Below are 21,668 nucleotides of genomic sequence, written 5' to 3'. Positions count from 1 at the left end.
TTGTGCTCGCAAAGCCAGTAATATCAAGGATTTGCGGTAGTAACTGTTAACGCTTTATACCAGAGCCTTGGTATAATTTCGCGGGAGCGCAGGTTATATCATACGAATGAAGGTGATATAACCAACAGACATTAAAATTCGTAAAACAAAGAGTTATTTATAAAACTGAAATGCATACAATAAGCGCGACATAGAGACTCCGTCATTGGTTTCATTATTTTTTAGCATCTCAAGCACTCATTCTTTTGGAAGCCACTTTTTGTATGCAACTTCATCAGTATCGAATAGTATGCAGAATTTAAGAATTATATTATGAAAAAGGTAAGTCATGAATTCCACATCACCAAGGATGCCGGGCTCTTTATCGCAATTAATTAAAAAAGACCACTTTAAGACCACTTTTTGTTATAATTGGAATTCAATTCTTCAATACTATCAAGATAGTCTTGTTCCACATCACTGAGAGTTCTTTCCTTGTATTTTTTATATTCGTTTTCAGCTTTTTTCATAGCTTGTGAGTGTGAAACACTTCCGTTACCAATTAGTAGTTGCTCGCCAGTTGATGTTAGTATTCCATCTAAATGCTTTGCCCAGTCTGACATTGTCATGGGAATTTCTCTTTCTGCCTGCCGCTCTGCAAAATCTAAGTATCCGGAGACAATCTGTCCCATTGCTCTTAATTCTTTTTCAGACAGATAATTCTTGGCTGTCTTTGCTTCATTTAAAGTGGGCTGATTACCAACAAAGGTAGTTAATCCCATAAACTCCTTTTCGGCATCAGCTCTATTGTAAATGACTTCTGCAGCAGTTTCGCCTGAAACTGCGTAATGAATCTTATTTTGAACCTTTTTGAAAAATAGAATGGATTCTTCAACCTTAGGGTCATAATCAATACTTGTTGCATATATTTCTAAAACTTGCCTGTAAAAAACTTTTTCAGATGCACGAATGTCACGGATTCTTTCAAGAAGTTCCTTAAAATATCCACCACCACCTAGATTTTTAAGGCGTTCGTCATCCATAACAAAACCTTTTTTTAAGTATTCTTTTAGAATAGTACTGGCCCATATTCTAAATTGTATGCCTCTTTGCGATTTAACTCGATAGCCTACCGATATTATCATGTCAAGATTATAAAAATTTGTAGGCTTTGTAGAAAATTCGGAATTTCCGAATTTTCTCATAGTAGAATCTATATTTAGTTCGCCTTCTGAATATATGTTATTAACATGTTCATTTATAGTAGACTTTGCCTTTTGAAACAGCTCAGCCATTTGTTCTTGAGTAAGCCATACATTGTCATCTTCTAATCTGACATCTATTTTGCATTTTCCATCTTCAGTATTATAAATGATTATTTCTGACCTGTTGTCCATAGTGATACATCCTTATACAAAATGACCCGACGTGGTCCGCATCATATTGAGAGGCGTGTCGGGTTCTGTTAGGACTATTCTACACCAAGAACAAATGTTCGTCAACTGGCTATGATAAATTTTCGTAGCTCTTGTTCACTTTCTGATATCTTTTAGAAGGCCTTCTATCTTATAATACAATTCAGACCGTCAAAACCTAACACACATTAAAAAACTTAACGAATCAGAAGGAGATTATTAAAAAAGACCACTTCCAGACCACTTTTTTTGAGGCATAAACAACAAAAACCCCAGAAAACATCTGGGGTTTCAAAGAGCGATAGACGGGGCTCGAACCCGCGGTCTCGACCTTGGCAAGGTCGCGCGTTACCAACTACGCCACTATCGCATTTATGTGGCCGTCACAACTGTGACAACGAATTGATTTTAGAATAAATTTAGTATATTGTCAACATGTATTTACAAAAATGTGGTATATTATCATGCGTTGATAATTTATTGCGTATAAATTTTGAGAGGATATAGATTTGGATATAAAGATTTCTGATGCAAAAGCATTTCTAAAAAGAGGACAAGGAAGAGAACTCAAGGCAGGCGGCCTTTGGGTTTATGATAATGAGATAGAAAGAGTCGAAGGCACTTTTGAAAATGGAGATATCATCGAGCTTCATGACTTCGACGGCTATTTCATGGGATATGGCTTCATCAATACTGTATCCAAGATCAGAATCAGAATGATGTCTCGAAAAAAGGATCACCCTGTAACTAAGGAGCTTATTGAGAAAAGAATCCGTGATGCTTGGGAGTACAGAAAAGCTGTTATGGCTACAAACGAGCCAATTCAGAAGCTCTCCTGCAGACTTATCTTTGGAGAAGCTGATTTCCTTCCTGGAATTACTATTGATAAGTTCTCAGATGTTCTGGTAATCGAGTCCCTTGCACTTGGAACAGACAGGATGAAAGAGCTTATCATTGACCTTTGCAAAAAGGTTCTCCTTGAAGATGGCGTCAAGATTCGCGGTGTGTATGAGAGAAGTGATGCAAAGGTAAGAGAGCTTGAAGGACTTGAGAGAGTAAAAGGCTTTATTGGAGAGCCATTCGATACAAAGGTTATCATCACCGAGAATGGTGTTAAGTATTATGTAGATGTAGAGAATGGCCAGAAGACAGGATTCTTCCTTGATCAAAAGAATAATAGAAAGGCCATAGCTTCTTTTTGTAAGGGCAAAAAAGTTCTGGACTGCTTCACACATACTGGCTCATTTGCACTTAACTGCGCGGCAGCAGGAGCTAAGTCAGTTCTTGGCGTTGATGCATCTGACCTTGGTTGCAAGCAGGCAGAAGAAAATGCTAGACTTAACGGCCTTGAGAATGTAGCAACCTTTCAGTGCGCTGATGTATTTGAGCTTCTTCCTGACCTTGAGAAAAAGGGAGAGAAATTTGATGTTGTTATTCTTGATCCTCCAGCATTTACAAAGTCCAGAGCTTCTATCAAGAAGGCCACTACTGGATACAAAGAGATCAATATGCGTGGCATGAAGCTTGTTAAGGACGGCGGATATCTTGCTACATGTTCATGTTCACATTTTATGGATGAAGAGCTGTTCCTTAAGACTATTCAGGATGCTGCAAGAGATGCTCATAAGAGACTCAAGCAGGTTGAGTTCAGGCAGCAGGCGGCAGACCATCCAATCCTCGTTGGCGGTGCTGCGTCATATTACCTTAAGTTCGTGATCTATCAGGTTTGCGACGAGATGTAAAAATATTAAAACCTCAGATGGTAACATCTGAGGTTTAGCTATTTATGACTTATGCATTTTTCATAATTCCTCTCATGGAGAGTCTGTCTATATCTCTAAAGTAAAATAGTCTTGTTATAGTCATTGAAAGAACTAATCCCAGTAATACCAGTAGGTATCCGATTCCAATAGCTACATTGATGTCCTGAGCTCCAAAAAAGTCCAAAAAGAGATATTTGGATTGAGAGCAGCCAATAAGCGGGATCACAATAATAATAAAGATTATTGTAGATAAAACAAATCCTTTATAGCACGCTGCTGAATATACAAGAAGTAAAAGAACAAGTAAACCAAGAGCATAGATGTATTTTACCTGCATGGCATATTCATCTACTACTGACATAGGACTATCAATGCGTGAAAGATACGCGTGATAGAATGCCAGTAATGTGTATGCTATGAATGAATATGGGACAGTGACCAAAAATGGATAATAGGTCAGAGTCTTTTTCCTGATGGGTGAAGACTTGATAAGGCCAGATTCGTTCGCTCCATAAAATAGCTCCATCATTGATATTGCAGGTATAAAGATATATACGCCGCCCGTTACTGTTGTGCCTGTTGAGGCAATATCTAAAAAGATTCCAAGTACAAAAAATATGCTGGCTAAGATAACCTGCATCTTAAACTTGGGGCTAAGCGTCATGAGCTTAAAAGCGTTTTTATAATCGTTTACCATGTCATTTTTCCTCCACAAAGCTTTTGTCATATCGATAAAGTGTATATTTGAGCATGAATCCGGTACTAATGATCGCAAGTACCAATACTACTGGAAGCCAGTTCATTGGATCAGCTTCGCCATGGCAATATCTTAAAAAAAGAGCAAGGCTCACAATCACACCAGATATAGACATTAGTATTCCTGATAGTCCTGTATACGCGGCAAATGTTGTTATGTTCCTGCCGATAATGATAATAGTGGTTGTTGAAGCATATACATAGAGAATACATACTAATGTCAGAAGCCAATCGCTGGAAGTAAATGTTATTGGTTTCATATTCATAGTGATAACATTGCAGACAATATAGATAAATGTTATTTGAATAAATCTCCTTACCTGATCTGCAACTAGAGCCCATTTGATAGCATCTCTACCTTTTATTGAATTTTTGAAAATTCCTAATGGATAGTCCTTGGCTGTCAGGCCATTGAATGAATAGTAATCAGCATACATTCCTACAAACATCAGGAGTACTGCAAGATTAGAAACATTCAATACGTCGATGAGGGACTGCATCCAAATGTGTAAAAGAACTACGACTATCGGAACGACAATGAACATCACGATATTGTAAATGTCTCCATGAAAGAGACAATGTTTTCTGTATAATTCCTTCATTGATCATATCTCCTATTATTTGATTGCTGTAAGCTTGGTGTTGGCTCTCATTATTCCAACTGCAAGCTGTGACAACGTAGGTGTTTCTGTTATGAGATCAAGACCAGCCAGCTTATCAAGATTTTCTGAAAGACAAAGACCTTCAAATCCAAAGCTGCTTGATGTCATATCGTAAAAGAAAGGCTTAGCAGCTTCTTCATCTGCTTTATCACCCTTAACGTATGTGTACTTTTCTTTTAACTCCTCAACAAATCCCTGTTCAACGATAGAACCATTTTCTACGATAACAGCGTAATCTGTGACATTCTCCATGTCTGCAATGTTGTGAGTTGAGAAGATAACGGATTTCTCGCCCTCTCCCTCTTCAAGATATTCTCTTATCATGCTGCAGAGCTTGTCTCTCATAAGAGGATCAAGTGGAGATGCAGGCTCATCCATAAGTAAAAGATCTGTTTTTCTTGCAAAAACTCCGGCAAGCATGAGCTTGATCTTATTACCATCTGATAAAGAACTGACTTTCTTATTCTTATCTTTTGATGGATCAGAAATAGCAAGTTCATTAAGAATCTGATCATATTTGTTGCCATCGAAGTCATCGAAAAGCATGTCCTGAGCTTCTTTTACCTGCTTGAGGCTCCAATTAGGAACGAAGTAGTTGCTGGTTCCTGTGTAGCCGATGCTGTTCTTAACAGTAGGATCAGTCTCTCTGTCGCTCTCAGTATATTTGTCGAAGTAACTGATGTCGCCCTCATGTTCAAGGCGAAGACCAGCAATAAGCTCTAAAAGAGTAGTCTTACCAGCACCATTTTCTCCGATAAGAGCAGTAGCAAAGCCCTTTGGGAAATCAAGGCTGTCTACCTTAAGTTCAAAGTTCTTATATCTTTTTTCTATGTTCATACAAGACACAACTGCGTTTGTATTCATGATCATTCCTCCTCAAAATTCTGTAATGTCTTGAGCGTTTCGAATAATTCTTCATCGCTCATTCCAGCTATCTTTGCATATTTGATAGCTTCCAAAAGTGCATCCTCAACTTTACGTCTGTGCTGTTCTTTGAGCATCTCGCCGTCCTGAGCATTTACGAAGTAGCCTTTGCCCTGAACTGCTGTTACCATGCCCTCAGCTTCAAGCTGTTCATATGCCTTTATGGTTGTGATAACACTTATCTTTAGCTCCTTAGCCAGGCCTCTTATAGAAGGTAAGTACTCGCCTTGCGAATATCTTCCTTCGAGGATGTCTGTTCTGAAGCTGTCAGCAATCTGCTGATATATAGGAATTCCTGAATTCTGTGATATCTTCATCTCTTTTCCCCTTATGTATTGTTGCAACTGTTTATGTGTTATATATACACCCATAACAGTCTTATGTCAACAGTATAAAAAAATTTTATTTTTATGTTGACATATTTTTTTGATTGGTATAATATAACTATTGCTGTCGCGCAAGCGACTTTACATATATGCGATAGTGGCGTAGTTGGTAACGCGCGACCTTGCCAAGGTCGAGACCGCGGGTTCGAGCCCCGTCTATCGCTCTAAAAAAGGACATCCGGTTGGATGTCCTTTTTTCGTGTGTGGACCAAGGGGACGGGGTTAGTGGTCCATTTACGCCCCCATCACGAGCACTTCTCTTTTTCTTTCAGCTTCTTCTTGTTTTCGTACATAAGCGCATCTGCTTTTTCGAAAACCCTTGCTACATCCTTTTCGCCATTGTACCGGGCCATTCCTGCAGCTATTACCACGTCATCTTTCTGCCTGTTTTCTCCATTTGTTCTTTCCCATACCTGCATTATCTTTTCAATGTTATGGTAACTTCTTCCTTGCGAAATTACGATGAACTCATCTCCTCCCACTCTATATACCGGGCAATTCCTGAATACCTTACATATAATATCACAGCCTCTTTTTATGTACTTATCACCTTCCTGATGTCCGAGATTATCATTTACTTCTTTTAGACCATTTATATCAAGCACGATCAGAGCAAATTCCGGAGCCCTTTTGTCTTTGATCATTGCATTGATCTGCTTTTCTGTATTTAGATATGCATTTTTGTTCTTTACTCCGGTCAACGCATCTACATTGGCTTCATTACGGGCTTTAAGTATCATCTGCTCTGTTTGTTGTCTTTGTATTGTTGCATCTGTATCATCAGTAATGCCTACTATCAGCTTCTTTTCGCCTTTCTCTTCCACAAACACAGCCTTGAGAAGTGCATACTTTATTTCCCCTTCATAAACAAACCTATATTTTAGAGTAAATACTCCATCTTTCACAATCCTTTTTACAATATTATCTTTATTGAACTGACTATTAACATACTCCATATCTCCCAGTGTTACATATCCTCTTCTGGAAGAGAGAAAATAATTAAAGAAATCCTCTCCTTCTGGTACTTCTTCATCTTTTTTGTTATCCGCCTTTTTTCCATTAACTTTTATGTAATGATCATTTTCCAGATCCACAACAAAGATTGTGATATAGTTTTCAGATAAGGCCACCAGTCTTGAATATGAACGGTTTTCCTCTTCTATCCTTTCAATCTTCTGTCTCTCTTTCATCTGAGCATTGATATTGCTAATACCAACTATGATGCTATTGCCCTTCATTTTTATTCTTACGATCTTCATATGTACATAAATAGGCTCTTCACCCCTATTTATACGATATGACATTGTGAAAACGCCTCCGGTGTTCAACGCTTTTTCGACATTCTCCTTGGTCAATGCTTCAATAAAATAATCCCTGTCTTCTTCGTAAATCTCTAGCCCAGCCATTTCCCTAGCATTCTCAAAAAAGCCATTTCCGTGCCGTTCTATAGCAAGATCGTCGTAAACATCTCCGGAACCATATTCAATGTATTTCTCTGTGTCCAAATCTACATAAAACAGATTGATATAGTCAGATGAAAGAGCCTGGGCTACATAAGAATAAGTAAGTGCCTCTACACCTGTATCTTCACTGATTCCCAAAATGGCCACTATTAATGCCTTTACTCCCGTAACAGGATTAATTGCGACCCTTCTGATCAAAATATGCATGATGGCGCCAGACGCCGATCTTTCATCTATGATGATCCTTTTTCCGTCTTTTGCACACTGCACTAGTGCATTACAGAAGGCTGCTCCTCTTCTCTTACGCATTATCTCAATATCTGCAACGCCACCTATATCATATCCCTCAAATGTCTTTTCAAAATATTGTTTATATGGCTTGTTCGACCTTACAATCCAAAAGCTCTTTTCATTGATCTCAACGATAGCCATTGGCAAGGTGTCAAAATAGTTAGTTAGTAATTCCTCATCTCCTTCTGCAGACATGTGTAAGTCATATAGACTTATCTTTCCAATTGTTGAGTAATAATCTGACTCCTTTGGATTCTCAAATCCAATCTTCATTCCTTTAGCAAATCGCTCAAAGAGCCTTTCTATGGACAGCGGTTCACTGTAATGATAGCCCTGAAGTTTAGTACATCCCACTTCTTTTAAGAATTCCACCTGCTCTACTGTCTCTACGCCTTCTGCCACTGTTTCAATTCCCAGGGCACAGGCCATCTTGATCAGCTCCGTCATGATGATCTTACTGGCGTCGCTGTCGTTAAATCTTTTCATGAATTGCATATCAAGCTTGATAGTATCAAAGTGTATCTCCTGAAGCAGTTCTGGTGAAGAATAGCCGCTTCCATAATCGTCCATCCACACTTTGTAACCAAGTTCATGAAAACGCTCTACCTGCGTCTTCATATAGTCAATATCGATTCCTACAGCACTTTCAGTTATCTCTATTGTCAGAATCTCTCTTGGTATTTTTGCTTCATCTACCAGCTTCGTCAGTTCATCTACTATATCGCATATGTAAAAATCTGTCCTCGAAATATTGATCGACTGTTGCCCAATAAAGATTCCTTGCTCTTTCTGCATCTTAACCTTCTCTATTACCTTTTTGGCTACATATAGATCAAGTTTATAGATCAGTCTGGCGTCCTCAAGGATCGGAACAAAAACTGATGGCAAGATCATGCCATGTTTTGGGTCATCCCACCTTGCGAGGGCTTCTTCATCGCTTACTTTTCCATTAGCAGCACGGATCATAGGCTGGTAAAAAACCTTTATCCAGCCTTTTTCTAATGCTTTATCAAGATGCGTAACGATATATTCTTTTTCTTCTGATGCTTTAAGCATCTTTTCATCAAAATAACTGATACAGGAATAATAAATGTTTCTAACTGCATCGCAGGCCATTTTGGCTCTATCGCAGGCTATACTTGGAATAACTTTATCTTTGAAAGGTATATATACTCCTATCCTCATAGGAAGGCTCCTGCCTTCATTCAGTTCTTTTACATCATTCAGGAGATTCTCTAATTTCTTTTCCAGTCCCGTTACGCTGGTATATGCACAAAAATGATCCCCTGCAAACCTACCACAATTATGACGCCCAAAATTCTTTGCAAGCATTCTTCCACATTCTGTCAGGAGCTTGTCACCTTCGGCAAAGCTATATTTCTGATTAAAGCCTTTCATTCCGCAGAGATCAAAATACAACATACATGGCTGATCTCCCTCTCTTTGCATTTCCTTACTACCATGTGCAGCCAGCTCGAAGAAATAGCTCATGTTGGGGAGTCCTGTAAGAAAGTCATGGTTAAAATAATACAGCTGCGATCTCTCATGAACTGCTTTGGAAATAACGTCTGTATATGTGTCACTGCTGTCACTTTCAATATATGGCCCTTCATTAGCAAACCACGCATTTATCAGATCCACACCCTCTTCTTTATGGATCAGGACTGCATGGAATCTGAATACCATATACCTTCCACCTACATTCTTCCTGTACATGGTCTTGACTTCTTTTTCTATCATCAGACGCCTGTACATATCTGTCATCCTCTCCAGATCATCAGGATGACATCCGGTATGCACGTCCTTGTCAAATACCGCATAAGCCTCTTGCATATCAATAAAGCCAAAAAGTTCGCATAATCCCCTAGTAATTGCAATTGCCACCGTTTTAGAACCTACTCGCTGAAAAACACCAAATGGAATCAGACTGTTCTCTATTAAGTTTCTTTCCACATCACTATACTGATATCGGGTCATGATCACCTCTGCCATAGAAACATATATTCATCCCATTCATACTGCTTTGTAATAAAATGTTATCGTATTACCGTAGACCATTCAATTTTGGAATTATTAAAAAAATATAATATCTTTTGTACTTCTGCTATAGCTCTGAAGCCAACAAAGAAGCTACAATTGAACAAAAAAAACGGATGCCCTATCGGAGCATCCGTTTTCTGATCTTATAAAAAAATTATTTAAATACTATTTCTCTCTGAATCTGATAGCTGATAAAGAACAACATCGTATCCACTATTATCTTGATCACTGTATCATTTCCACCAGTAAGTCTATGGAACATTGTAACAAGGAAAGCACTCATAAGCACCTGGCAAACAGCAAGTGTTGCGTACTTAAAGCCACTTCTATGAAGCTCTGCCTTGGACTTAAATACAACCTTTTTGTTCATACCAAAGTTCCAGATAGCTGATATGATCCTGGCTGTAATAGTTGCAACCGAGATATAGATATCGCTTCCACCAAAGCTTCCCTTAATGAGCTTGACCATAAGTGTGAAAAGAGCTATGTCGATAAATGCTGAGGAAAGTGACGAAAAGATAAACTTTCCAAACTGGGCATAGATCTTAATAGAATCCTTAAGTGGATTAAAGTGTGAACTCTTATTTTCATCAATATATATGGTCTTGATTGGAACTTCTACGATAGGAATACCACGCTCTTTGCACAGGAGTATCTGCTGCATCTCATACTCATATCTTTCACCTTCTGCATTTACAAAGGTAGTTATAAGGTTCTGCGGAATAGCACGAAGTCCTGTCTGCGTATCGCTTAGCTTAATGCCACACAAAAGTCTCATGACCCATCTGGTGATGGTATTTCCAAGAAAGCTTCTAAGAGGCACTCCCTCTTCCTTGAATCTGCGACATCCAAATATTACTGAATCAGGATGAGCGATCATCTCTTCAGCGCATTTTAGTGTATCTTCTGTAGAGTGCTGTCCATCGCTATCTACAGTTATAACACCAGGAACTTCAGGGTAAGTGTTGCGAATATAGTTAAGGCCTGTCTTTATACCTCTTCCCTTACCCATGTTCACGCAGTGCCTTTGCACATCGCATCCGTATTCATTTTGAAGTTCATCAAAAAAATGTCTGTATTCCTCTGATGAGCCATCATCTACGCATACAATCGTATTAAATCCGGCTTCTTTAAGCTTTTTTACAAGCTCTATTATCTTGTTGTCCGGATTAAGACTTGGTATTAATATAGCCGCATCTGTCGGTCTTTTTGTCATATATATCCTTCCGCTAACCGACTACTTATCTTGACTTTTCATAGTCGTAACTTATAATAAATAGTGCATTTATGCATTATTCGGGGCATGGCTCAGCTTGGTAGAGCGCTGCGTTCGGGACGCAGAGGTCGCAGGTTCGAATCCTGTTGCCCCGATTTTTTTATTGTTCTTTTTCTTCTAAGGTAACTTCTTCAGCTGTTTCCTCAGTCTTCTCTTCAGTCTTGTCCTCTTCCGGATCTTTGTCTGTTAAGTCCTCAAGAAGAATTGTCATCATATCATCGTTGGTTGGATTCTCAAGTGTTGCTACTCTTCTAGCCTGATTAGTGATGATAGTCTCAAAGAGATTACGAACTTCTCTGGCATTTGCAAAGTTATCGATGTTCTCTAATTTCTTTGCAGTAATGAGAGCTCTGATCTGGTGCTTGATCTCCTCATCAACCTTGTAATCATACTTGTCACAGTTCATATAAAAGATCTTTTCAAGGTCATCAAGTTCATAGTCAGGAAACTCAATGTACTTGTTGAATCTGGACTTAAGACCTGGGTTACTGTCTATAAATTTCTTCATAGGCCCTGTGTATCCTGCTACGATAACAACAAAGTCATCTCTGTTATCTTCCATTGCCTTAAGGATCGTATCAATAGCTTCCTGCCCAAAGGCATCGTCTTTTTGAGCAAGTGAATAGGCTTCATCGATAAAAAGGACTCCACCCATGGCTTTTTTGATCTGCTCCTGAGTCTTGATGGCTGTCTGACCAACATAGCCTGCTACAAGTCCTGATCTGTCAACTTCTACAAGTTGCCCCTTAGAAAGAACTCCTATCTGCTTGTAGATCCTTGCGATGATTCTGGCAACTGTCGTCTTACCAGTTCCAGGATTACCTGTAAATACAAGGTGAAGTGATACAGGCACTGACTTAAGTCCCTGTTCTTTTCTTGCCTTCTGTACCTTTACGAAAGATGCAAGCTCTTTTACATCTGCCTTGATAGTAGAAAGACCAATGAGACCCTCAAGATCCTCCATAGGGTCTGTCTCAGGCTCCTTTTCTTTCTCTGGCTCATCATTAACAGCATTATCAGGAACCGGGCTTGATTTCAATATCTCTTTTGCCTCTGCAAGGGCATCCTGAGCGTTCTTTACCGCATCATCTGTCTTTTCTTTTTTGGTCACATCAGTGGTCTTGGGAGTGCTAGCAAAAAAATCGTTATACATGCTCCCCAAAAAATCTCTATCCATATTACCCCCAAATTGTAAATATGATAAAAGGCGGCATTTAACCATAAAGGTAATACCGCCTTGTAATACTTTCCTTATTAGTCGTTAAGGAACCATCCGCCTCTTGAAAGGAATGTTCTGTTTGTTACAAGTGCATTTACGTCCTGTCCGATTATCTCTGACGCCTTAGCCTTATATGTAGCAGCCTGTGCTGTTCCAAGGTACTTGTAGAAGTCATATGACATCTTCTTGGATCCATCGAGGTTCTTGAGACCCTGCGCGATATGGCTCTCCATCTCGTGAGCATCATCTGTCTCTCTAAAGAGGATGAAGCTTGTGATGTATGGATTGTTCTCTGCCATTGTATAAGCGTATGTGATTGAAGCTGCCTGTGCATCCTCACCAAAGCTTGATGTGTAGCCAATCTCTGAAAGTGCGATGTTTCTTACATTACCGTTTGGTCCAAGCATCTCTGCTCTGCACATATAGTCTGTAAGTATGTAAATGTTCTCCATTGTGATATATGGCGTTGCAAGTGTTGTATTTACATACTGTGACTGCTGCTTCCAAGCATATGGATCAAAGAGTGGTGCATTGTATGGGTGAACTGAAAGTGACCAATCTACGTTACCTTCACGGTTCATGTAGTAGTTGAATCTATCAAGATACTCTTTTGAAAGGAAGCATCCTGGGTTAGACTTTCTGTTCCACTCCTGGTCGAATGATGTATAAATTCTAGCATTAGCATTAACTGCCTTGATCTCGTTGTAGAAAATACGGAATGCCTTAACATACTCACTAACGTTGAGCTCGATGTTTGTTGAGTTCATGTAGTACCATTCTGTTCTGGCATTTACTTCGTTACCAACTACCCAGTTATCAACTGTTCCGTATGCTCCGCCTGAATATCTCTGAGCAAGGAATGCTGCAATAGCCTTGATGTGCTGTGTGCCGGCATCCTCGTCTGTGTTCATAGCGTAACCTGGGCAAACATGAGCATCTCTTGAAAGAGGATGGATAAGGTCTGCACCAGCTGCTGTCTTGTTATTGAGAACAGTCATTGTAAGCTGGAAATTATTGAGTGAGCACCAGCGAACAAATCCGTCATACTGTGCAAGTGCTGCTGTATTGAACTGATATGTTACGCCGTTATATGTGAACTCTGTTGTTGGCTGTGCTGGATCTGATGATGGTCCTACGATATCACCCATATAAAGGTTGTAAACCATCTGTGAAATTCCAAGATCCTTGAATGTAGCTGCATCAGCAGTGTTAGGAAGGATACCCTTCATACCGTGATCGTTACGAGCTACTGTCTTGGTTGCGATTGCTTCTGGGTTTGTGATGTAATGCTCATCACTTACCTGAACCATTGAACCACCGCTCTTAACTGCTACAAGGAACTTCTTGCTGAGGTTTGACTCAGCTGTGTAATGATTAAGTGGGAATGTAAATGTTGCATTAGAAGCTCTTTCTGTTGTTGCAACTACCTTTCCTACTGTTCCGTCCTGATATACTTCATCAGCATAGAGGTAATACTTTCCATCGTCTGATGATGGAAGTGAGCTAGCTGATACGTTAACTACTACGTTGTCACCTGAGATAGTACAAGAATTGATCTTAACAACTCTGCCTGCTGCCTCAGCAACTTCCCCTGCCCCATGATTTACTATGCTATAGCTGCCTGTTGCAGTTAATACTGTAACTGCTGTCAAAGCCGCCATAAAAATCTTTTTAAGTCTAATATTTCTTTTCACAACATCCCTCCATAAAATATGACTTACTCTCAATAATATACCCAATTAAGCGCATTTTATCAAGCTTTGACTATAGCCTCTGCAAATGCTTCCACTGCATCTTCATCGCTGGAATGAAGCGCACTCTTTATAGTCATCATATTTTCAAGTATTGTCACATTTTTTAGGTTTTGTAATTTTTCTGTCATAAGTTTTCCAGATGCTGGTGCCCAGGTTCCGTTCTGAGCAAGCGCAAATGTCCTGTTCTGGACGCCAAGGGCGATCATATCATTTAAAAAGCTCTCCATTGGAGGATATATGCCATTATTGTAAGTAGGGCACATGATTACTACCTTACTGCAGCGCCATACTTCGCTGATCAGATAGGATACATCTGTACCAGATACGTCATAGACCTTGATATTCTTATTTGTCTTTTCTCTTAGCTTGGAAGCCACTACCTCTGCCGCACTCTTTGTGTGTCCATAAAGACTTCCATAAACCAAGAATATAGAATCTTCTTCTGGCTGATATGTGCTCCACTTCTCATATTTATCAAGGAGCCACTTAATATTTTTTCTCCAAACTGGTCCATGAAGTGACAGGATCATCTGTATATCAAGGCCTGCTGCCTTTTTGAGAACAGCCTGAACCTGCATTCCGTATTTTCCAACGATGTTTGCATAGTATCTTCTTGAGGACTCCAGGAAATCTTTTTCGTAGTCATATTCATCTGCAAAGATTCCGCCATCAAGAGCTCCAAAGGTTCCAAATGCATCTGCAGCAAAAAGGCCCTTTGAAACATCGTCGTAGGCCATAAGTACTTCTGGCCAGTGAACCATAGGTGCCGCAATAAATCTAAAAGTATGCCTGCCTGTAGATAATGTATCTCCCTCTTTTACCTCTAACTTGTTAAAAGAAGCAGCTTCTGGGAAGAACTGTTCCATGATAGTAAAGGTCTTGGCGCTACCAACGACTGTCACTTCTGGAAAAAGACTTACTACAGTGCTGATAAGCGAGCAGTGATCCGGTTCCATATGAAGAACAACAAGGTAATCAAGCTTCCCTCCTGCAAGAGCTTCTTTTAAATTCTCAAGATACTGGTCAGATACAGTAATATCTGCAGTGTCAAACACCGCTTTTTTCTCATCGTCGATAAAATAACTGTTGTAGGATACACCCTCAGGAATAGGAAAGATGTTTTCAAACCTCTCTAGCCTTCTGTCGCTTCCTCCGATCCAATAAATATCTTCTGTCACTTTCTTAATATTGTTCACTGTCTTTCCCTCCGTCTTTTTATTTTTTGAATTCAAGGATCGTCTTTTCAACTACCTTGATATCAATTGGCTTGGTCACATGTGCATTCATTCCTGCATCAAAGGCATGCTGTACATCATCTGCATAGGCATTGGCAGTCATGGCAATGATAGGTATTCTCTGAGCCCAATCTGACTCAAGGCTTCTGATAGCTGCTGCAGCCTCGTAGCCATTCATTACTGGCATCTGAATATCCATAAGGATCATATCATAGTCCCCTTCTTTGGCTTCCTTGAACATGTCTACGACTTCCTGACCGTTGCAGCCTCTTGTTACAGTTGCTCCTTCCATGTCCATAAGCTCTATGAGAATGTCCGCGTTGATGTCATTATCTTCAGCGGCAAGGAACTTCATGCCCTGAAGAGGATTTGCTATTTCTTCCTTGTCTGTGCCACCAGCTCTGCTAGTTATATCTTCAAGGATCTGCTTAAGATTTGATACAAACAGTGGTTTTGGAACAATCTCGTTTGCGCCTGCTGCCTTTGCATCATCTTCTACTGCCGCAAAGTTCTCAGCCACTACGAATATCAGGCTGTTATTTCTTCTGTCCTTGGACCTGATCTCTCTGATGAGTTCTGCTGACGTCATATCGCTAAGTATATCATTTATTAGTATCAGATCTATGACCTTACCTGCGCTATTGCAGTTCTCTATGGCATGGATTGCTTCAAACCCGTTCTTGGTATCAATGATCTCTATATGATCAGCCTCAAATGCAGCCCTTAGCTGCTCTGTCTGTGCCCGGTTCTCTGTTACAAACATGACGCTACTGATTCCATGACCCTTCCAGAAATCTACGTCATCCTCATCAACAGCTTTGAGTCTAAGGTTAACAATGAAGGTACTTCCCTTTCCTTCTTCACTCTCAACTCTGATGGTTCCGCCCATGAGTTCTACAAGGCTCTTTGTGATAGCCATTCCAAGTCCTGTTCCCTGAATGCTCTTTGTGGCTCCTGTCTCCTCTCTTGAGAAGGCATCAAAGATCTTGTCGATATATTCAGCCTTCATTCCTATACCATTATCTTTGACAGTAAACTCCACATTTTGGAAGCCTTCTGAAGATGAAGGTGTTTCTTTTATGCGGAATTCGATCCTTCCGCCCTCTGGAGTATATTTGATGGCATTTCCAAGAATATTCATGAGTATCTCGTTAATTCTCTGCTTGTCACCCATGAACATGTCATGTTCCATCTCTTCTATATTTACGATGTATTCCTGCTCTTTTGCTTTTGCCTGGAAGCTGATAACCGAATTGATCTCCTCAAGCAAAAGACCTATTGCCATCTCCTTAATATCAAGAGTAGTTTTTCCACTCTCAATCTTACTCATATCAAGAACATCATTTAAAAGGCCCAGCAGATTGTGAGAAGCAAGGCTGATCTTATGCGTATACTCTTTTACCTTATCTGGATCATCCGCATGCTTATCAATGAGCAGATTGAATCCGGTAATAGCATTCATTGGTGTTCTAAAATCGTGAGACATATTTGCAAGGAAGCTTGTCTTTGCCTTATTAGCTGTCTCTGCGGCATTAAGCGCTTCCTGAAGCTGGTGATTTCTCTTTATTTCCTGGGTTCTGTCATAAAGAGCTATGGCCATTCGTTTGCCACCATCGTCATAGGTACATATTACGACGCCTCGGTAAAAGAGCTGTTCTCCAGTCTTTACGTTCTCAAATTTGATCTCTTCGAGGATGATGGCTTCGCCTGACTTGATGCTACTCATGATGATATTATCAAGCCTGTCATCTCCTTCAGCTTTCTGGGCAGTTGCTATGGATCTTATATCTTCTTTTAAAGTCTCCAAAGAAATTCCAAGAACCGCTTCAACATTGGATGTAATGAAGTTACATGAATAGTTTTCTACATTTACTACAGCCAGAATATCGTTGTTTCTTTCTACCACAAAATCAAAGAGCCATTCTCTATAATGAATATCACTTTCCTTAGCCAAAAGATCTGCTTTATTTCTGCGATTGATCTCTTCAACCATGTCATTTATCTTGATAGCCATGGCTTGCATGGAATCAGAAAGCTCACCAATCTCATCTTTACCTTCATCATTTATTCTGACATTTAGATTTCCTCTCTTGATCTCGTTTGCTGCATCATTGAGCCTTATGATTCTGTAGCTAAGTCTTCTAGAGAACAATGTCGCAATGACATAAGCGATTATAAAGATGACTCCAGCTATAACAATATCTGAGCTAAGAAGTGAGAATACATCCGCAACCATCTCATTTCTATCAACATAGTAGTACAGCTTCCAGCCATTTGAGATCTTATCTGATTCCAAAAGGAAATACTTATCACTGACTACAAAGCCTTCACTATCCTTCTTAAGATTGCCATTTCTTATTTCTTGAAGGATCATCTCATCTAGCTTTTCATCCTTTAGCTTTTTCTGGCTTACGATATTTCCTTCTTCATCGATCAGCAAAATTCCATTATTGAGATAGCTGGACTGATTGATGATACCAAAGAAACTATCCTTATCAATCTTGAGGGTCGCCATTCCAATTAGTTTGGACGAAGTGTTTACATCTAAAAGAGCTTTGATAATATAGATCTCTCCATCTTCATTGGTCATCCATATTGTGTCGTATTCTTTGCTGCATCTTTCATACCATTTCTGGATAGTCTCATCCGTTGGCTTACTGATAAACTCACCAATATGGCTTTGTTCCAAGCACTCTGAGTAAAGCTTAATATTCTCTATATTTGAGTCACTACCAATGAAATACCAGATAAGTGGCTCTATGTTTTCTGACATTTCCTGTGTGATTGAAAATGGATCCTCTGTTGCATGTTCTATCTTGTATCTAAGTGCTTCTTCATAGGAAAAGAACTTAAGCACATCGCTTTCTCTTTTTGCATTATTATCAAGACCATTGGAAATAACGTTGACACCGCCCTGAATAGTCACCTTAGTTTGGGCAATCAGATTGTTTCTAGCTAATATATATGAATATAGTCCCAGAATAACGATAGGTATTACGATAAGAACCAGAAATACCATTCTTAGCTGTGTTTTGATCTTAATATTATCTAACCTTGCAAGTTTCCGATTTCCCATTTATTACCCTCACCACAAAGTTATTTTTCCTTCAGCAACTTTTTTACCTTTATATCAACCTGCATAAGCGCCATGTTTGTTGTCTCTTTTCCAAGTAACACCTTTTGCAGCTCTTTTCCAAGGATCATGTTGATATTGTCGCAGTCTTCTCCCCAGCTGTAATAAGGCATAAACAAGCCTTTATGTTTAAGGGCCTGTTCTATTCCATCAAATGTGTCAGGATTTGCTATAGTTAGTCCCTTTAAATAGCTCATGCTTCCAACTCGGTCATTCCATAATTCTCTCTGTCCTTCAGCACAAGCAAGGCTTGTCACTATTTCTTTTGATAATTGTCTATGATCACCGTAAGTGTTTACTGCAAATCCGCAGTCACATCCCCCTATCAGGATTGGCGTTCCATCTGCTGTTCCACAAAATGGCATTGTTCCTAGCGAAATATCAGGATTTGCAACCTTTATCCTGTTATAATCTTCAGGACCCCCCGTTAATATAAATGTTTCTTCATTTGCAAATTCCTGTATGGCTGCCTTCTGGTCCATGGTGTACATTTCAGGTCTAAAGATCTCATATGTGATGAGTTTTTCCCAATCTGACAAATAAGGATACAGATCGTTATAGAATGATGCTCTTCCGTACCCTAACCTTTCACCAAAATGGCTTCCTTCTTCTGTGCCAAAATAAGATGCCTGTAAAAAAGCCTGAGCACTTTCTGAGATATTGGCGTAATCCTTAAGCGCCGCAGAATTCACCTTCATTCCAAGAGTTTCTCTTATATATACTGCATTTTCCAGAAACTCATCATAGTTTTTTGGTACCTTTAATCCGTATTTTTCAAAAAGTCCTTTGTTATAATATAAACACTTATAACCACTGGTATTTGGTACCGCATAAATTTCATTTCCATATGAAAAAGCTTCTCTACTATACCTATTAAACCCTTGCGTTATGTCCGTAAGAGGTATGATGTATCTGGTCAGAGCATGCTTTCTTGCCATACCCTGATCAACATATAAAATGTCTGGTGCTTCTCTATAGGATAATTGCGAATCGATTATTGATTCATAATGATTTTTATCTATATATGTAAATTCAAATGTGACATCTGGAAATGTTCTGGTTAGATATGATCTTAGATTTCCTAAATATTCTTCCTGATACCAGGTAGCGATTCGAATTGTTATCTTACCGTTTTCTACCTGCTTAGGCTTAGAATTGTCTGATGGAGACTCAAATGCTGCTTCTTTATCGCCTGTTTCTGGTAAAGCTCCCAAAGACGCAATACTAGTAGGCTTCGGACACACTGATCCGCAGCCAGCCAGCATGCAAATGATAAATGCAAATTGCAAAATAATACTTACAAAGGTTTTCTTCAGCTTGTGGCTCTTCATAATTCCCTCGTAATACTACTTGTTTGCGTTATCTAAGCAAGATTGTCTGTACTTCTCCGATGTAAAGTACGTGATAGTCTCCTGCATCATAGAAGTCTTGTTTGATTGATTCGTCAACAATACCCGCTTCATCGAACTCTCTTGAGTAAATTACCTTGCATGTTATTATCTCTCTAGCTTCGTCTACAAAAGGTATTCCCTCGTAATAATTAACATTCAATCTGGCAGCGGCAATCTTGTCCTCGTCTCTTCCAGATACTGAATGTATATACTTCATGGCACCACGATACTTTTCCTGATTCATGAAGCTTACTGAAAATTCCCCCGACGCATCGATGAGTTCTCTTGTATATCTGCTCTTTCTGGCAAATATAAAAACAACTCTCTTGTTCCAGATATATCCTACACCGCCCCATCTAGCAGCCATCATGTTGACCTTTGAGCCATCAGCTACCGTAACAAGTATTGTTTCCCCGACAAACTTGTATGGGCCAGTTTCGATATCTTCTGGGTTTACTGGTTGAAAAACATGCAATTCACTCATATGGACCTCCTTAAAAGTCGCGTATTTTGTCCTCGTCTGTTAATCCAGTATTTTCGATATTAATTATCGTTACGCCGTAACTAAAATCGTCGCTCACTTTAATAGTAACATGGTCTCCCACTTTATGTCCAAGTAATTGTTTTCCAAGCGGAGACTCGATACTGATGAGTCCTTTCAAAGAATTCTGACGCATTGTTGTAACGATTTTATACGTTTCTTCGCTATTGTCCTCATCTAATTTTACTACTACTGTTTTATTCATGCCAACCTGATCTTCTTTGGTGTCGTCATCAATAACTGTAGCTGTTTTTATCATCCTCTCCAAAAACCTGATCCTGCTCTCGTTCTGGTTTTTGGCCTTCTTGGCAGCGTAATACTCGAAGTTTTCTGATAGGTCACCCTGAGCCCTTGCTTCTTTGACATGTTCAAGAAGCTCTTTTCTGACAACCACCTTGCGGTGCTCTATCTCTGCCTCCATGTCCTGAATATCTTTTCTTGTTAACTCGTTATGCATAAAACTAGCCCCCTACCTAAATAATAGAAAAAAGGCGAAGCCTGTTGGCTTCGCCTTTCAGAATAGCTGTTATCAAGCCTTTCCAACTGATCCGAAGAGTTCCATCTTTTCCTTAACTGTAGCCTTGATAGCTTCAGCACCAGGAGCAAGAAGTTTACGAGGATCAAATCCCTTACCTTCAAGATCCTTACCAGCCTCAACATACTTACGTGTTGCATCAGCGAATGAAAGCTGGCACTCTGTATTAACGTTGATCTTAGAAACGCCAAGTGTGATAGCCTTCTTGATCATATCTGCTGGGATACCTGTACCGCCGTGAAGAACGAGAGGCATAACACCTGTCTTCTGCTGGATAGCATCAAGAACGTCGAATCTAAGTCCTGGCCATCCTTCTGGATACTTACCATGGATGTTACCGATACCAGCTGCAAGCATATCTACGCCAAGATCAGCGATTCTCTTGCACTCGTCTGGATCAGCACACTCGCCCATTCCTACTACGCCGTCTTCTTCACCACCGATTGAACCAACTTCAGCCTCGATTGAAAGACCAAGCTGGTGAGCAACGTGTACAAGCTCCTGAGTCTTAGCAACGTTCTCTTCGATATCGTAGTGTGATCCATCAAACATGATTGATGTGAATCCAGCCTTGATGCACTTATAGCATCCTTCGTATGTACCATGATCAAGGTGAAGAGCAACAGGAACTGTGATTCCAAGGCTCTCGTCCATAGCCTTAACCATAGCTGCAACAGTTGTGAAGCCTGTCATGTATTTACCAGCACCCTCAGAAACACCGAGAATAACAGGAGACTTAAGCTCTTCTGCTGTTAAAAGAACTGATTTTGTCCACTCCAGGTTGTTGATGTTGAACTGGCCTACTGCATAGTGGCCTTCTTTTGCTTTTACAAGCATGTCTTTTGCGGATACTAACATTTGTTTATCTCCCTTGTTTATGTTTTATTAACAGTTAAGAACATTAT

16 protein-coding genes and 3 tRNA genes are annotated in these 21,668 nt (G+C 39.7%); 3 read left to right on the top strand and 16 right to left on the bottom strand.

Going from position 1 to position 21,668, the window contains the following annotated elements; translation table 11 throughout:
- Positions 1 to 389: 389 nt before the first annotated feature.
- Positions 390 to 1,376: a virulence RhuM family protein gene (locus BLS24_RS12130; protein WP_091759475.1), complete on the bottom strand. Its 987-nt coding sequence runs from the start codon at positions 1,374 to 1,376 to the stop codon at positions 390 to 392.
- 315 nt (positions 1,377 to 1,691) lie between these two features.
- Positions 1,692 to 1,764: transfer RNA gene (locus BLS24_RS12125), tRNA-Gly, on the bottom strand.
- Between the two features lie 151 nt (positions 1,765 to 1,915).
- Between BLS24_RS12125 and BLS24_RS12120 the strand changes: the two genes are divergently transcribed.
- Entirely contained in the window at positions 1,916 to 3,136 is a 1,221-nt protein-coding gene (locus tag BLS24_RS12120; RefSeq protein WP_091759496.1) for a class I SAM-dependent rRNA methyltransferase, read from the top strand.
- Between the two features lie 49 nt (positions 3,137 to 3,185).
- Here BLS24_RS12120 and BLS24_RS12115 read toward each other — a convergent pair whose 3' ends face one another.
- Genes BLS24_RS12115 through BLS24_RS12100 form a run of 4 tightly spaced genes read right to left on the bottom strand, consistent with a single transcriptional unit; the run spans position 3,186 to position 5,816 of the window.
- Entirely contained in the window at positions 3,186 to 3,854 is a 669-nt protein-coding gene (locus BLS24_RS12115) for a hypothetical protein (protein ID WP_091759471.1), read from the bottom strand.
- Position 3,855: 1 nt separating this feature from the next.
- A complete protein-coding gene (locus BLS24_RS12110; protein ID WP_091759468.1) occupies positions 3,856 to 4,515 on the bottom strand; it encodes a hypothetical protein in 660 nt (219 codons plus the stop codon).
- 15 nt (positions 4,516 to 4,530) lie between these two features.
- Complete coding sequence (locus BLS24_RS12105) at positions 4,531 to 5,439, bottom strand: ATP-binding cassette domain-containing protein (RefSeq protein WP_091759465.1); 909 nt, start codon at positions 5,437 to 5,439, stop codon at positions 4,531 to 4,533.
- Positions 5,440 to 5,441: 2 nt separating this feature from the next.
- Entirely contained in the window at positions 5,442 to 5,816 is a 375-nt protein-coding gene (locus tag BLS24_RS12100) for a GntR family transcriptional regulator (RefSeq protein ID WP_072705767.1), read from the bottom strand.
- Positions 5,817 to 5,976: 160 nt separating this feature from the next.
- On the opposite strand from BLS24_RS12100, the gene BLS24_RS12095 reads away from it, so the two are divergent.
- Positions 5,977 to 6,049: transfer RNA gene (locus tag BLS24_RS12095), tRNA-Gly, on the top strand.
- 81 nt (positions 6,050 to 6,130) lie between these two features.
- Here BLS24_RS12095 and BLS24_RS12090 read toward each other — a convergent pair.
- Positions 6,131 to 9,616, bottom strand: a complete 3,486-nt coding sequence (locus tag BLS24_RS12090) for a sensor domain-containing diguanylate cyclase (RefSeq protein WP_176764433.1) — start codon at positions 9,614 to 9,616, stop codon at positions 6,131 to 6,133.
- A gap of 217 nt (positions 9,617 to 9,833) precedes the next feature.
- Entirely contained in the window at positions 9,834 to 10,895 is a 1,062-nt protein-coding gene (locus tag BLS24_RS12085) for a bifunctional glycosyltransferase family 2/GtrA family protein (RefSeq protein WP_091759460.1), read from the bottom strand.
- An 81-nt stretch (positions 10,896 to 10,976) separates the two neighbouring features.
- Here BLS24_RS12085 and BLS24_RS12080 point away from each other — a divergent pair.
- Positions 10,977 to 11,050 (top strand) — tRNA-Pro (locus BLS24_RS12080).
- 5 nt (positions 11,051 to 11,055) lie between these two features.
- Here the strand turns inward: BLS24_RS12080 and BLS24_RS12075 are convergent.
- The 8 genes from BLS24_RS12075 to fba all read right to left on the bottom strand — a co-directional run bounded on the left by BLS24_RS12075 (position 11,056) and on the right by fba (position 21,621).
- Positions 11,056 to 12,132: an AAA family ATPase gene (locus BLS24_RS12075; protein WP_242872291.1), complete on the bottom strand. Its 1,077-nt coding sequence runs from the start codon at positions 12,130 to 12,132 to the stop codon at positions 11,056 to 11,058.
- A gap of 77 nt (positions 12,133 to 12,209) precedes the next feature.
- The gene (locus tag BLS24_RS12070) at positions 12,210 to 13,868 is read right to left on the bottom strand and encodes a DUF5722 domain-containing protein (protein WP_091759454.1); all 1,659 of its coding nucleotides are present in this window, start codon (positions 13,866 to 13,868) and stop codon (positions 12,210 to 12,212) included.
- 59 nt (positions 13,869 to 13,927) lie between these two features.
- Positions 13,928 to 15,124, bottom strand: a complete 1,197-nt coding sequence (locus BLS24_RS12065; protein ID WP_091759492.1) for an FprA family A-type flavoprotein — start codon at positions 15,122 to 15,124, stop codon at positions 13,928 to 13,930.
- Between the two features lie 19 nt (positions 15,125 to 15,143).
- Complete coding sequence (locus tag BLS24_RS12060) at positions 15,144 to 18,239, bottom strand: ATP-binding protein (protein WP_091759451.1); 3,096 nt, start codon at positions 18,237 to 18,239, stop codon at positions 15,144 to 15,146.
- Positions 18,240 to 18,259: 20 nt separating this feature from the next.
- Positions 18,260 to 19,627, bottom strand: coding sequence for an ABC transporter substrate-binding protein (locus tag BLS24_RS12055; protein ID WP_091759448.1), 1,368 nt, complete (start codon positions 19,625 to 19,627; stop codon positions 18,260 to 18,262).
- Positions 19,628 to 19,655: 28 nt separating this feature from the next.
- Positions 19,656 to 20,171, bottom strand: coding sequence for a flavin reductase family protein (locus BLS24_RS12050; protein ID WP_091759445.1), 516 nt, complete (start codon positions 20,169 to 20,171; stop codon positions 19,656 to 19,658).
- A gap of 10 nt (positions 20,172 to 20,181) precedes the next feature.
- A complete protein-coding gene (gene greA / locus BLS24_RS12045) occupies positions 20,182 to 20,685 on the bottom strand; it encodes a transcription elongation factor GreA (RefSeq protein ID WP_071177305.1) in 504 nt (167 codons plus the stop codon).
- 72 nt (positions 20,686 to 20,757) lie between these two features.
- The gene (gene fba / locus BLS24_RS12040; protein ID WP_071177306.1) at positions 20,758 to 21,621 is read right to left on the bottom strand and encodes a class II fructose-1,6-bisphosphate aldolase; all 864 of its coding nucleotides are present in this window, start codon (positions 21,619 to 21,621) and stop codon (positions 20,758 to 20,760) included.
- Between the last annotated feature and the right edge of the window lie 47 nt (positions 21,622 to 21,668).

This window comes from Butyrivibrio sp. INlla18 (assembly GCF_900103635.1).
Taxonomy (GTDB): Bacteria; Bacillota; Clostridia; order Lachnospirales; family Lachnospiraceae; genus Butyrivibrio.
The sequence above is the reverse complement of the archived record's forward strand: the minus strand, read 5'-3'. Positions and strand labels throughout refer to the sequence as shown.